Source organism: Herpetosiphonaceae bacterium, assembly GCA_036374795.1.
Lineage (GTDB): Bacteria > Chloroflexota > Chloroflexia > Chloroflexales > Kallotenuaceae > LB3-1.
Window position 1 is genome coordinate 35,492 of the sequence record DASUTC010000345.1, and the last position, 13,050, is coordinate 48,541.

The window sequence follows — 13,050 nt, forward strand, 5'->3', positions numbered from 1 at the left end:
CGGTATGGCTACCACCGTCACCGTCCGCAGCATTAACCGCTACCAGCAGGAGATCATCGCAGGCGATCATATCATCTTTGCCGACGAGCCGACGGATATTGGCGGCGACGATACCGGGCCGAATCCGTATGAGCTGCTGCTCGGCGCGCTGGGATCGTGCAAGGCGATCACCGTGACGATGTATGCGCAGCGCAAAGGCTGGGATCTGCAAGGCGTCGAGGTGGAGCTGACGCATACCAAAGATTATGCCGCCGACTGTGAGGCGTGCGTCGAGAAAGATGTGAAGCTCGACCGAATCAGCGTCAGGCTTTCGTTCAAGGGCAGCCTGGACGATGCGCAGCGCCAGCGGCTGAAAGAGATCGCCGGTCGCTGTCCCGTTCACCAGACGCTAACCAGCCGGATCGACATCACCGACGCCTAGATCGATGCATTGATTCGCGTTGCAGGCCCTCACCCCCAGCCCCTCTCCAGGCCCACAGGGCGCCCCCTTCGGCGTAGGAGAGGGGAGCAGGTTGTTCTTGGTTCTTTGTTCCGCTGTTCTTTGTTCTCGTCCCTATCTACCTGCTTCGCGGCTGAGCAACTGCTGCCACGGACGCTGAAGCCTCTTCAACTGCTCGCGCTTGATCTCCAGATCGTGAGCCAGCACCAGCGCTTGCTCGTCGGTTGGGTTGAGCGTCAGCGCCTTTAGATCGGCGATAACATCGGACAGCAGCGCATTGATCTGCGTTCGCTGCGCGCCGCCGCCAGCCCGTGCCAGATACTCGACCTCGGTGTTGATGTAATCCTGAAAAGCCTGTGTGAGCGTGCGCCTGGGCTGCGAGGGCCGCACCGGGCGCGCGGGCATCTGCGCGTGCAGCATTCGGAGATGCGCGATCTGATCGCCGACACGCTGCGATAAGCGCTCGGCCTCCGACCGTTGATCGGGATGCGCCTGTAACGCTTCAAGCTCCTGAATAATCTTCCGAATGTCGTCCCGCACCTCGGCGCATGACGCGGGTGTGTTGGCGCACGTCGCCAGGTAATCGACGTACTCATCGACGTACTCGTGGAGCTGCCTCAGGAGATTCGTGTGGCTCGTGATCATCGTAAGCCTCCTTGATCACTGATGCTCCATAGTGTAGCAGAGAGTATTCCACAACGGCGCTTCATGTCGATCACGCTCGCTGCCCGCGCCGGGTTTATGCGGATGAACCCGGCGCAGATTCAGCATGACATACGCAGGACAGCAGGCTGGACTTTTGCTATACTTTATGTCATGAGCACACGGATCGTGACGCTGCGACAACGAGCCGTTCAACTCCTTGGTGCGCTTCGACAGCTCTCGCTCCTCGCGGAGCAGCCGCCCGAAATCGCGCCAGCACTGCTTGCCAATGCTCCTCAGCTCTTCAAACTCGCGCATATTGCGGTCGGCGATGCCGATAGCGCCGCGCTGCTGGCCGCTGATGTGCTGGCGCAGGCACCGGCCAACGAAGGCACCGCCCTGCGGATGCTGGTCGAGCGCGTGCCCCAGGGCTGGCTGAGCTGGCCCGGCGCTGCCGGTCCAAGCGAGTGGCTGTCGCTCGGCATACGGCGCGAACAGGCCGACCGGCTGCTCTCGGTGCTGGGCGAGTGGGACGCGCAGGAGCGCATCGCGCTGGCGCTCTATCTGCTGTGGGATGTGCGCCGCGACGACCTCGATAGCTGGCTGGGCACCAGCGGTATGGCCGAGTGCGTCGGCGAGCTGATCGGCTATGTCGGCGAGGGCCTCAACATCGTTGTGCCCGGCGGCAGATCCGAGGAGTGCGCTGAGATCGCCCCCGATCTGCTGGAAGCGCACGATCCGCAGATCGGACGAGCGATCCGCCTGCACCTGATCGGCTGTGATGCATGTCGCCGCCGGATCGGTGGATTGCGCCGCACGGCAGAGCTTCTGCGCAAAGCCCTGCATATCTTCTTTCGCGCGCCGCTGCCCGCCAACTTCGATCAGATCGTGCAACAGCACCGCCACCAGCGACAGCCGCTCGCGCTGGCCTACTGGAAGCCAGCCCTGGCCGCGACACTGCTGCTGGTAGCGCTCGGCTGGTGGCAGCGGGCGGAGCCGCAAGCGGCTGCCCTGATACAGCCGCCACCGCGCGCCGCCGAGCTGCTGGATCGTGCCCTGAACAGGTTCGCGCGGCAGCCAGCGCAGACCGGCGTGCTTCACGAGCGAGTCCGCGTCGGCAGCGGCGATACGACGATGCTCCTGGAGCGCTGGTACGACTATCGCTCGCCCCAGCGGCTACGTGTCACTGTTCGGAAGCCCAACCAGGCCAAGCCCGTCTTCGATCTCGCCACCGACGGCAGCTCGTGGATCGCCTACGAGGTCGATAACGGCTTTAGCCGCCCGATCAGCACGCTCGTCCGCAATCCTGAGATCGCCACGCTGATGCCGCTGCTCCGCCAGCTTCCGTTCGTCGGCACCTTCAGCGAAACGCCGATCGAGCAGGAGTCGATGGATCTGGCGCTGCTGGCCCAGGCGCAGCGCGGCAAGCCCACGCTGCTGGGCACGACTCAGTGGCGCGGGCGGTCGGCGTATATGCTCTCCAGCGTCGCCGAGGGCGTTGGACGGGTGATTCTGACGATCGATCGCGAAACGCTGAGCGTGCTTGAGGCCCGCGTCGCGCCCGATGTGGATGGCGCGGCCAGCATCCGGCGCGTGTGGGAGGCCGAGACAGTCGAGGTCCTGACGCGCGAGGAGCTTCCGCCCTATACCTTCGAGCTGGGCACGCGCACCACCGTGGTTTCGCAGATCGATCCGCGTCAGTTCGTGATCTACCCCGTCACCAACCTCGATCCGAGCGTCGCGGTGCGCTACAGCTCGCTGCCGGTTCCAGAGTATCTTCCCGATCCGACGCTCATCGCCCATCTGCGCGGATTGAACGGCATCAACGCCGCGATCTTGCAGGTGTACGAGGGCGAGTGGAGCACGCTGGCAATCGTCACGCCGCGCACTGCGCTGCGGCCCGTGCCCTGGGATCGGCTCGACCACGAATTTACGGACGGTCGCTATACGATCCGCCCGTTTGAGCTGCCCCAGGCGACGATGGCCTGGTTTGTGATGGACGACGCGCCCTATCAGGTGATGCAGCTCTACTTCTGGCATGCTCTGGCCGATGATACCGAGCGCGAGCAGATGGTTCAGCAGATCCTCGACTCGCTGGTGCTGGTCGATGAGCACAATGTCGGCATGTACCGCCAGCGCTTCCCCGTCGAGTCGCCCGTTGGCAAGGCCGGGACGTTGAGCCTGCCGCAGGCGCGTCTGCGCGCGGTGCCGGTGCCGCCCGGACAGGCGGCGCAGCGGCGCTACTACCGCTCCAAGCTTGAGCAAGCCTACGAGCCTGATCCCCGCCCCCAAAGCCTGGGCTTGCTGGTGCGGTAGGCTGGCACGTCCCGCGCCGCATCTTCTGCGTTACCCTCACCTGATCGGCCTCTGCGTGAGGAACATCCCCTGGTTGACATCGCCCGACAAACGCGGTTTAATAGATACAACACCTGAGCAATTGCTCAGATATGAGTATGACGACACAAAACTACGAGCACAGCACGGAGGCGCACCCGCCTTCGCAGCATCTAGCGGCAGTTGAGCAGGCGCTTGTCTCGGCGACGATCAGCGAGCGGCTGTCGCAGACGTTCAAAGCGATGGCCGATCCTACGCGCGTACGCATCCTGCACGCGCTGGCGCTGTCGGAGCTATGCGTGTGCGACCTCGCGCGGCTCGTGCAGATCAGCGAGTCTGCCGTCTCGCACCAGCTAAGCCTGCTGCGCGCGCTGCGCATCGTCCGCCGCCGCAAGACCGGGCGGCACGTCTTCTATGCCCTGGAGGACGAGCATATCCGCAGCCTGATCCAGCAGGGCCTTGCGCATCAAACCCATGCATGAAACCATGAGCACAGAGCGTATGATCGAACAACGGCACAACCCAGGCATCTGTGGACCCGGCTCCGAGCAGTGTGTCGCGCCGCCGCATGCCGTCCGCACCGCACATCACCACCACGACCACCACGATCATCACCATCACCACCATCACGGACATCACCACGGCGGCAGCACCAGAGCCATGACGATCGCGCTGCTGATCACCGTAAGCCTGATGCTGCTGGAGGTGATCGGCGGCATTATCACCGGCAGCCTGGCGCTGCTGGCCGATGCGGGGCATATGCTGACCGATGTCGCCGCGCTGGGGCTGAGCATTGGCGCGGCCTGGCTGATGCGACGGCCCACAACGGCGCAGCGGACCTTCGGCTATCACCGGGCCGAGATCCTGGCGGCGCTGATCAACGGCCTGTCGCTGATGGTCCTATCGCTGTATGTGGTGTACGAGGCGCTCGGACGGCTGCAAGCGCCGCCAGAAGTCGCGAGCGAGCCGCTGCTGATCATCGCCACGCTGGGCCTGCTGGCAAACCTCGCCTCAGGCTGGGTCTTGATGCGCTCCAGCGGCGAGAATCTCAACGTGCGCAGCGCCTACCTGCATGTGCTGAGCGATGCGCTCGGCTCAGTCGGGGCGATCCTTGCGGGCCTGCTGATGTACGCCTACGGCTGGTACCTGGCCGATCCGCTCTTCAGCCTCGGCATCAGCGCGCTGATCATGCTGGGCGCGTGGCGGCTGCTGCGCGACACCGTCAACGTGCTGCTGGAGTCCGCGCCCGCCTCGATCGACGTAGCCGAGGTCAAGCGCACGCTGAACGCCGTGCCGGGCGTCGACAACGTTCACGATCTGCACATCTGGAGCGTGGCCTCGAACTTTATTGCGCTGAGCGGCCACATCGGCCTGGAGCACGCGCCGTCGTGCGCCGATCACCAGCGGCTGCTGCGCGAGCTACGCCACCTGCTACACAGCCGCTTCGGTATCGAGCATGTCACGCTGCAACTGGAAGAGCCGCACTCCGACGCGACCGAGATCCATCTCGACGCGCGCTAGCCCGCTCATAGCCCGGTCTGCTGGAGCAGCGGCAGCACCCGCTCGGTAAAATCGCGCTCCGTCAGCTCGCCGATGCGTACAAAGCGCACCACGCCATCGCGGTCGATCACGTAGGAGCGCGGAAGCTGCCGCGCCTGCCACTGCCGCGAGACATCGCCCTGCTGATCCACCAGCATCGGGTAGCTGACCTGCTGCTCCTGCGCGAACGCCTCCACTGCCTCGCGCGAATCCTGGTAGAGCGTGTCCACGCCGATAACCTGAAGCCCCGCCGCCTGGTGCTGCTCGTACCACTGCACCAGGCGCGGCGTCTCGTTGACGCAGGGCGGGCACCATGTCGCCCAGAAGTTGACGACCACCACGCGGCCTTTGAGGTCGGAGAGCCGCACCGTGGTGTTATCGAGCGTCGGCAGCGCAAAATCGGGCGCGGCAGCACCGACGACCGGCGCGCTCGGCTGCGTGGTGGCGGAAGCACAGCCGCCGAGCGCGACGAGCAATCCTGCTACCAGCGCAAGCCGTACAATTCGTTGTACAATGCCCGCTTGATGTTTCAATCGATCATTCATGGTGTAAAGTCTAGCACATCATCATACACGAACTGGAGACACGGCATGTCCATTCGGAGATACAGATTGCTCTGCGCGATCGTCGTGATGATCGGGCTGCTCGCGGCCTGCGGTCAGCCCACAGCCAACGACGACAGCTTTGGAGCTGTGGCGAATACGCCTCACGAGCACAGCGGCGAGGCCGGCGACAATCATCAGGATCAGACCGCGCAGGCTGCGACCACCACGCTTCAGCCGGTGCTGGCGACATCGGAGGTCGTCGTCGGGCCGAACCGGCTGGCGATCGGGCTGCTGGAAAAGAACGTGCCGATCGCAGACGCGGCGCAGACACGCGTTCACGTGCGCTACTACAAGCTCAACGGCCAGCAGGCGACGCTTGCAGGCGAGGAAGATGCACGCTACTACGGCGAGGGCCTGGGGCCGCGCGGCACGTTTATCGTCCATCCCAGCTTTGACAGCGCCGGAGCCTGGGGCATGGAGGTCGAGGCGCAGCGCCCAAACCAGCCCGTCACGACGCACCGTATGCAGCTAGACGTTGCCGAACAGGGCTCCGCCCCGACGATCGGCTCGGACGCGCCACGGAGCAAAACCCCGACCGCCGCAGACGTTCAGGATCTGAAGACGATCACCTCGTCCACGGAGCCCGATCCCCGGCTCTACCAGACGTCGATCGATCAGGCCGTCACCAGCGGCAAGCCGAGCCTGATCCTGTTTGCCACGCCCGGCTTTTGCCAGACCGCCGTTTGCGGCCCCGGCGTGGATGTGCTCGGCAAGCTCGTCGACACCTTCGGCGACAAGATCGTCCCGGTGCATGTCGAGATCTACCAGTACCCGTTCGAGAAGCTTCAGCAGGTTCCGGCGATGCAGGAGTGGGGCCTGAAAACCGAGCCGTGGCTCTTTCTGGTCGATAAAAACGGCAAGGTCGCGGGCCGCTACGAGGGCGGCATTACCTTCGAGGAGCTTCAGCCCGACGTGGAGAAGCTGCTGGCGCAGTAAGAACCACGAACAAGATTGAGCTGCTTTGTTCTTGGTTCCGGCTGCCAGGCCGCGTGCCCATGCCGGGTGCCCTCTGGGCATGGCATCCGCCTGGCACCCCGCGTCTTTGTTCTTTTTTAGCCTTTCCGCCCGAACTGCCGCTCAAGCTGCGACTGGCTCAGCAGCAGCGCGGTAGGCCGCCCGTGCGGGCAGGTGCGCGGAAAGGCGCAGCGCTCAAGCTGCTGGATCAACTGCCGCATCTCCTCATGCGAGAGCGTCTGCCCGGCGCGAACGGCGGAGTGACAGGCGATCGTGGTCAGCATCTTCTCGCGCCAGTCTTCGGGCGTCGAGCCACTGCGATCGTCGAGATGGTCGGCCAGCTCGTAGAGCGCGGATGTCACCTGGGCTTCGAGCAGGCCATGCGGCACCGCGCGCACGCGCACCGTCCCGCTGCCGAAATCCTCGATCTCAAAGCCCCACTCGTCGAGCACCTGCATATTACCCAGCAGCAGCATCGCGACCGCTGGCGGCATGTCGACCGACACAGGCAGCAGCAGATGTTGCCGCTCGATCGGCTGCCTGCCGTGGTCGCTCATCAGCCGCTCGAAGACGACGCGCTCGTGCGCGGCGTGCTGATCGACGAGATACAGCCCGTCGGGAGCCTCCGCCACGATGTACGTCTCGCTGACCTGGCCCACCACCCGCAGCGGAGGCAGACGATTCGGCCCGGCCTTTGGCGGAGCGGTTGTCGCCGCTGCAACGGGCGGCGCTGTCGGCGCGACCGGCTGCCGAAAAGATGCGGATTCGGCGCGGATCGGCGAGGGCGCGGCAGGCGCGGACACCGGATCGGCGGCGACTCCGGCCTCGTCGGTCGTCTCCACCGGCTCGCGATCGAGCGCTGCCGCCGTGGGCGCGGACTCCGGCGCGGCGTCCCACTCCTGGTCGCTGAACGGCTCGACCGCCGGAGCCGCTGTCTCCTGGCTGGACGAGTAGAGCGCGGGCTGCGACCAGCGCGTGCCCGGCGACTCGCGGCTGGTGCCCATCTGGCGCAGCTCGATCCGGCGCTGTAATGTCTCGGCGGGCCGCGCGCCGGGCATCAGCAGATCCTGAATACCCGTCTGCTCCGCCAGCGCCGTACGCACCGCGCGCCCGATCAGCGCGTGGACCTGCGGCTGATGCACAAACTTGACCTCGGCCTTGGTCGGGTGGACATTCACATCGACCGCGCCCGGATCGACCTCGATATTGAGCACGGCCAGCGGATGCCGACCCTTCATCAGCAGGTTTTGATACGCCTCCTCGATCACATAGACCAGCGGGCCGCTCGCCCTGACCCAGCGCTTGTTGACGAAGAGATGAATCGATGTGCGCCCGGAGCGGCTCAGCGACGGCTGGCTGACAAAGCCGCGCACGGTGGTATAGCTCTCGCCCTCGCCGTCCTCGGCGTCCACGGTGATCAGCTGGCGGGCAATATCCAGGCCGTACAGCTCCATCAGGGCATCGAGTAGCTGGCCTGATCCGGGCGTCTGCAAGCCAAGCCGCCCATCGACCATCAGCGTCCAGCGGATTTCGGGATAGGCCAGCGCGTAATGCTCGACGACCGAGCTGATCTGCGACGACTCGGTTGCCTCGGAGCGCATAAACTTCAGGCGGGCCGGGGTGTTGTAGAAAAGATTTTTGATGATGAAGGTTGTGCCGGGCGAGCCGCCGCAGGGCGTGCGGCTCTGGATCTCGCCGCCCGCGATCCGTAGCTCGACGCCGCTGGGCGCGTCTGCGGTGCGCGTCATACAGACCACCTGGGCTACGGTGGCGATCGACGGCAGCGCCTCGCCGCGAAAACCGAGCGTATGCACATCGAAGAGATCGTCTGCCGTCAGCAGCTTGGAGGTCGCGTGGCGCTGAAAGGCTAGCTCGACCTCATCGGCGGGAATACCGCAGCCGTTGTCGATCACCCGAATCTCACGCTGACCGCCGCTGCGAATCTCGACCCGAATCTCTGTCGCGCCCGCATCGATCGCGTTCTCGACCAGCTCTTTGACCACGGATGCGGGCCGCTCGACGACCTCACCGGCGGCGATCTTTGCTGCAACGTCCGTCTCCAGCACGCGAATCGGCATCTCATCCCCCATGTGTACACTCGAATATCTGTGCGCATTATACCATGACGGCCCTCTCACCTTCGTGAAAGAGCCGCCTAGGATGTATCGATTGCTACGCTCAGGGAGCCGTCGTCGCGCTGCTGGTGGGCACGAACGTCGGCTGCACCGGCGTGGTGGTGCGCTGGACCAGAGGCGTGAGCGTCGGGCCGGGGTTGACCGGCTGGTTTGGCTGCCCGCCCGCGTTCAACACGACCATCGTGTACGCGCCGACGATGATCGCGCCGATCAGCAGCAGGCCGATCAGCCAGAAGATGAACGATCGTGCTGGATTAGGGCCGGAGCGTGCCGCCGCTGGCGCTGGCTGCGCCGCGCGCCGCTCCGCAGCCGCCGCGCGCTGCGCCGCGCGCCGCTCGACGCCGGTACGCCGATCGACCAGCGGCGGTGGGCCGTAGACCTCCTGCGCTGGCGCGGTACGATCCAGCCGCGCAGTTCCTTGCTCGACGGGCTCTTCTGGGACGAGCCGCACAGTCTTCGCCACCGAGCTGGCGGGCGCTTCTTGCTGGCCGTAGGGCACATCGGGCCGGAACGTGAGCGCGACGACTTCAACCGCGATGATCGTGATATTGTCGGGACCGCCGCGCTCGTTTGCCAGCTTCACCAGGCCGCGACAGGCATCGTCGAGCGGCACCTTGGTGACAGCCAGCGCGATCTCATCCGGCTCGACCTGACCATGCAGGCCGTCGCTGCATAGCACCACCACATCGCCCTGGAGCAGCGGCTCGCGAAACGTATCGACCTCGATCTCCGGGCGGTGGCCGATGGCCCGTGTGATAATGTGGCGGTAGGAGCTTTCGCGCGCCTGCTCTGCCGTCAGCATCCCCGCCGCCACCTGCTCGGCGACGAACGAGTGATCGTGCGTGATCTGGCGAGCCTTGCCGCTGCGGATCAGATACGCGCGACAATCGCCGACATTGGCGATCACCGCGACATCGTCGCGGAACTGCGCCGCGACGCCAGTCGTGCCCATCTTGCCGCCGCCCTGATTAAAGACGACCCGATTAGCCTCTTGAAACGCCGCGCTGAGCGCGACCTCCGGCGGTTGATCGGCTCCTGCATAGAACCGATCGATGATCGTCTTGACCGCAAGATCGCTGGCGACCTCGCCGCTGGCATAGCCTCCAATGCCATCACATACGACAAAGAGCGCACCTGCTGCGGCACGCTCCCCACCAGCCTCCATGCCGTAACTATCTTCGTTGTGATCGCGCGTCTTGCCGACATCGGTGCGGGCGGCATGCCGCAACTGCATAGCAACTCCGTTCAACATGCAAGATGCTTGCTGGACGATCCTCCGGCGGACACACGATTCCTGTATCCATGACCGGAATCAAGCAGCACTGCGGAATTGAATGGCGGCAAGTATAGCATAGTGCCCTGGCAGCGGCAACAGCGGGCAGGGGAACAAGCGAACCGGGGATCAAGCGGACAAGCGAGTTAGTCCGCTGCTCCGTTGTGCTTTGTTTCGTTGTTCTTTGTTCTCCGTTTGTTCTTTGCCCGTATAATAGCGTAGCGCGATACAACCAGGCCTGGCTACAGCTATAAGGATAGAGCTTCATGAAGTATGTCATTGGCGTTGACCTGGGCGGAACACAGGTGCGCGCGGTCAGGATCGACCGCGACGGCCAGATCTTCGCATACGAACGAGCAGAAACCGCCGCCGAGAGCGGGCCTGCGGGAGTGCTGGCCCAGATCGAGAGCTTGATCACTACCGTCACCGGCGACACCAGCCGCTCCGAGATCATCGGCGTAGGGGTCGGCACGCCCGGCCCGATCGATCCCTTCGCGGGCGTGGTGCTGGAAGCGCCTAATCTTCCCGGCTGGATCAACGTGCCCATCAAAGCGATTCTGAGCGAGCGCACCGGGCTGCCGGTTGAGGTTGGCAACGATGCGAATGTCGCGGCGCTGGGCGAGTGGCGCTTTGGCTGCGGGCGCGGCTGCCAGCACTTCATCTACGTCACAATCAGCACCGGCATCGGCGGCGGCGTGATCGCCGATAGCAAGCTCTTGCTGGGCCGTAAAGGTATCGCGGGCGAGGTCGGCCATATGACGATTCAGACCGACGGGCCGCTCTGTGGCTGCGGCAACTATGGCTGCTGGGAGTCGATGGCCTCCGGCACCGCGCTGGCCCGCGTCGCCGTCGGGGCGCTCCGAGAAGAGCAGGTGGCTGGTCGTCGCTCGCTGATCGCCGAGATCGCGGGCGCGGAGCCGGTCGAAGGGCGACACATTGCCGCCGCCGCCGCTCAGGGCGATCGGCTGGCCCAAACGCTGATGGAGCGCGAAGGCGAGCTGATCGGCGTCGGCCTGGTCAACCTGTTCCATCTCTTCGCGCCCGAACGCATCGCGCTCGGCGGCGGCGTTACTAAAAGCATGGACCTGCTGGAGCCGCACATGCTTCGGATGATTAACGAGCGTGCGATGCCGCCCTACCGCGACACGCCCGTCCAGCTTGCGCAGCTCGCCGATAAAGTGGGCGTGCTAGGCGCGGCGGCGCTGATGCTGTAGCGCTCCACAGCCTCGTGACGCTTGGCTGGCATGACAGCGCAGCAATCGCCGGGTCTTTGCCGATGTCGGGCCGGGTTTGGAAACATGAGGCGCTCGTGGGGGGCACGAGACGCCAGGTTGCTATGCCTGGATGCGGACTATAGCTCCGGGGTGAAGCACCATTCGGTGCGGGTGGCCTCGATGCCATACTGCCAGGCCATCACCCGCTCGACAGTCACGCGATACAGATCATCGCCGGGATTGAAGATCGTCGCCCTTGCGCCGCTGCGCGGATCGACATATTTCTCCATGTAGGCGGCGTTGACCCGCTGCTGTTCCTTGGGATTGGTGACGATAGCAGCGCTGCCTTCGAGGATGATCACATCATCGCCATCGCCTGCATGTACGATCGTCCACGGCTGATGCGCCAGATTTTTGGCCTTTTGCGTCGCTCTGCCGGTGACAAAGTAAATATGCAGGCCGTCCCAGCAGTACCAGACCGGCGCGGCGTGTGGCCGCCCGTCTGGCTGTGTCGTGCTGATCCAGATTGATCGGATGCTACTGAGGTGCAGATCGATCGTGCGCCAGGGAATGAATCCGCCCATGTCGTGTCCCTCTCACGTGCCATGTGTGACTGATGGTTTAGAAAAAGTTATGGACAGCACATTATAGAGGAGATCGCTGAATCGTGTGTATACGGGCAAACACACAGCCCGCCGGATCGACGCCGTCGCATCATCCGTCGGGCTGCGCTGATTGTAGGCTCATGCGATCCTGCTCAGGCCGCCAGCTCGGCATCGCCGATCTTGGCCTTGACCTCTCCGGCAACCTCGACCCAATCTTCGACCGTCTTGGGCTTCTCCGAGGGATAGCCTAAGAACGCCTCGACGCTCTCCCAGGTGGTGCCGCCGATGATCGCGCCGTACCGGGCGTAGAAGCGCCGCTCGGCATCGCGGGGGCTTTTAGGAGCCGTGCTGGATCGCGCCTCTTCGCTGGGGAACTGCGAAACATTGCTCGGAGCCTCCGCCGCCTCTGCGCCAGCCGCCTCCTCGACCGCCTGATCGGGGTAGAGCGTGGCAAGCGTCGCCGGATACTCCTGGTTGAGCTGCAAATGGCGCTGCCGGGGCGGCTTGATGATCGGTGTCACCGAGCGCTTGGCCCCGTTGCGCTCGACCAGCAGTACGGCGTCGGCCTCGTAGGTGATCTGCTCGTCGGCTAGCACGCGCAGCCCCACATCGGAGAGCGAGCTGCCGTTGGTCTGGTACTTCTTCGCCAGGTGGCCGATGATCAGCACGTGGAAGCCCGCGTGCTTCAGCTCGGTCAGGCCCGTGTAGATCGCCTGCATATTGCGGTTGACAGAAGCGTGCTCGTCGTAGGAGAGCGATGCCTTGCGATCGGTTTCAGCGCCCGCCCGCTGCTGCGCATACGAGCGCATCGCCTGGAGCACTTTGGAAACACTATCGAGGATGACCGTATCGCCGGGCTTGCCGATGCGCTTGACCTCGCGCATGGCGTCGAGGAGCTGGCGCAGCGAGAGGCTTTGCACGGCTTGAATATCGGGATGGATGCCGGGCTTGCCGATCAGATTTTGCGACGCGCCCTCGGTGTCGAGCACCCAGACGGTGCCGCTCCGCCGCGCGCTGGCTGCGAGGTGAGACTTGCCTGCGCCTGCTTGACCCGTAACAATGTAAAGGGACCCGGTTCGCAGTTGATCGAGGCGCTGAAACATGGGGCTGCACTCCTTACAAACGTAGCCACTCGAACCTATGTACTACTTTGCCCAGGAGTATAGCACATGCGTTTTTCTTTGTCTAGCGTTTCGAGTTCCAACTTCAAGGTCCAAGTTTCGAGCTTCCAGGCCCTCACTACGCCGGGTGCCATGCGGGTGCCCGGCGTGGGCACCCGGTTCTTGGTGCGCCGGGGTACCCCTTGGGTC

The 13,050-nt window shown here is 64.5% G+C and carries 12 protein-coding genes; 6 read left to right on the top strand and 6 right to left on the bottom strand.

Annotation, left to right across the window (positions count from 1 at the left end; all coding sequences use genetic code 11):
* Nucleotides 1–4: 4 nt before the first annotated feature.
* Nucleotides 5–421, top strand: a complete 417-nt coding sequence (locus VFZ66_27005; protein ID HEX6292864.1) for an OsmC family protein — start codon at nt 5–7, stop codon at nt 419–421.
* A gap of 132 nt (nt 422–553) precedes the next feature.
* On the opposite strand, the gene VFZ66_27010 is transcribed toward VFZ66_27005, so the two are convergent.
* On the bottom strand, nt 554–1,084 hold the full coding sequence (locus VFZ66_27010; protein HEX6292865.1) for a hypothetical protein: 531 nt from the start codon (nt 1,082–1,084) through the stop codon (nt 554–556).
* A gap of 171 nt (nt 1,085–1,255) precedes the next feature.
* Between VFZ66_27010 and VFZ66_27015 the strand changes: the two genes are divergently transcribed.
* From VFZ66_27015 to VFZ66_27025, 3 genes are all read left to right on the top strand, one after another.
* Entirely contained in the window at nt 1,256–3,397 is a 2,142-nt protein-coding gene (locus tag VFZ66_27015; protein ID HEX6292866.1) for a hypothetical protein, read from the top strand.
* A 131-nt stretch (nt 3,398–3,528) separates the two neighbouring features.
* Entirely contained in the window at nt 3,529–3,897 is a 369-nt protein-coding gene (locus VFZ66_27020; GenBank protein HEX6292867.1) for a metalloregulator ArsR/SmtB family transcription factor, read from the top strand.
* A gap of 4 nt (nt 3,898–3,901) precedes the next feature.
* Complete coding sequence (locus VFZ66_27025) at nt 3,902–4,936, top strand: cation diffusion facilitator family transporter (GenBank protein ID HEX6292868.1); 1,035 nt, start codon at nt 3,902–3,904, stop codon at nt 4,934–4,936.
* A 5-nt stretch (nt 4,937–4,941) separates the two neighbouring features.
* On the opposite strand, the gene VFZ66_27030 is transcribed toward VFZ66_27025, so the two are convergent.
* Nucleotides 4,942–5,499, bottom strand: a complete 558-nt coding sequence (locus tag VFZ66_27030) for a TlpA disulfide reductase family protein (GenBank protein ID HEX6292869.1) — start codon at nt 5,497–5,499, stop codon at nt 4,942–4,944.
* 45 nt (nt 5,500–5,544) lie between these two features.
* On the opposite strand from VFZ66_27030, the gene VFZ66_27035 reads away from it, so the two are divergent.
* A complete protein-coding gene (locus VFZ66_27035) occupies nt 5,545–6,495 on the top strand; it encodes a hypothetical protein (GenBank protein ID HEX6292870.1) in 951 nt (316 codons plus the stop codon).
* A 116-nt stretch (nt 6,496–6,611) separates the two neighbouring features.
* Here the strand turns inward: VFZ66_27035 and mutL are convergent, their stop codons facing one another.
* Nucleotides 6,612–8,591 (bottom strand): DNA mismatch repair endonuclease MutL, encoded by a 1,980-nt coding sequence (gene mutL, locus VFZ66_27040; GenBank protein ID HEX6292871.1) that lies wholly within the window; start codon nt 8,589–8,591, stop codon nt 6,612–6,614.
* 100 nt (nt 8,592–8,691) lie between these two features.
* The gene (locus VFZ66_27045) at nt 8,692–9,882 is read right to left on the bottom strand and encodes a PP2C family serine/threonine-protein phosphatase (protein ID HEX6292872.1); all 1,191 of its coding nucleotides are present in this window, start codon (nt 9,880–9,882) and stop codon (nt 8,692–8,694) included.
* Nucleotides 9,883–10,187: 305 nt separating this feature from the next.
* On the opposite strand from VFZ66_27045, the gene VFZ66_27050 reads away from it, so the two are divergent.
* Complete coding sequence (locus VFZ66_27050; GenBank protein ID HEX6292873.1) at nt 10,188–11,135, top strand: ROK family protein; 948 nt, start codon at nt 10,188–10,190, stop codon at nt 11,133–11,135.
* A gap of 137 nt (nt 11,136–11,272) precedes the next feature.
* Here the strand turns inward: VFZ66_27050 and VFZ66_27055 are convergent, their stop codons facing one another.
* On the bottom strand, nt 11,273–11,719 hold the full coding sequence (locus VFZ66_27055; GenBank protein ID HEX6292874.1) for a pyridoxamine 5'-phosphate oxidase family protein: 447 nt from the start codon (nt 11,717–11,719) through the stop codon (nt 11,273–11,275).
* A gap of 173 nt (nt 11,720–11,892) precedes the next feature.
* Nucleotides 11,893–12,843, bottom strand: coding sequence for an AAA family ATPase (locus VFZ66_27060; protein ID HEX6292875.1), 951 nt, complete (start codon nt 12,841–12,843; stop codon nt 11,893–11,895).
* Between the last annotated feature and the right edge of the window lie 207 nt (nt 12,844–13,050).

Coding starts and splice junctions, on each gene's coding strand:
- VFZ66_27005 (HEX6292864.1), top strand. CDS start 5: ATGGCTACCACCGTCACCGTCCGCAGCATTAACCGCTACCAGCAGGAG.
- VFZ66_27010 (HEX6292865.1), bottom strand. CDS start 1,084: ATGATCACGAGCCACACGAATCTCCTGAGGCAGCTCCACGAGTACGTC.
- VFZ66_27015 (HEX6292866.1), top strand. CDS start 1,256: ATGAGCACACGGATCGTGACGCTGCGACAACGAGCCGTTCAACTCCTT.
- VFZ66_27020 (HEX6292867.1), top strand. CDS start 3,529: ATGAGTATGACGACACAAAACTACGAGCACAGCACGGAGGCGCACCCG.
- VFZ66_27025 (HEX6292868.1), top strand. CDS start 3,902: ATGAGCACAGAGCGTATGATCGAACAACGGCACAACCCAGGCATCTGT.
- VFZ66_27030 (HEX6292869.1), bottom strand. CDS start 5,499: ATGAATGATCGATTGAAACATCAAGCGGGCATTGTACAACGAATTGTA.
- VFZ66_27035 (HEX6292870.1), top strand. CDS start 5,545: ATGTCCATTCGGAGATACAGATTGCTCTGCGCGATCGTCGTGATGATC.
- mutL (HEX6292871.1), bottom strand. CDS start 8,591: ATGCCGATTCGCGTGCTGGAGACGGACGTTGCAGCAAAGATCGCCGCC.
- VFZ66_27045 (HEX6292872.1), bottom strand. CDS start 9,882: ATGCAGTTGCGGCATGCCGCCCGCACCGATGTCGGCAAGACGCGCGAT.
- VFZ66_27050 (HEX6292873.1), top strand. CDS start 10,188: ATGAAGTATGTCATTGGCGTTGACCTGGGCGGAACACAGGTGCGCGCG.
- VFZ66_27055 (HEX6292874.1), bottom strand. CDS start 11,719: ATGGGCGGATTCATTCCCTGGCGCACGATCGATCTGCACCTCAGTAGC.
- VFZ66_27060 (HEX6292875.1), bottom strand. CDS start 12,843: ATGTTTCAGCGCCTCGATCAACTGCGAACCGGGTCCCTTTACATTGTT.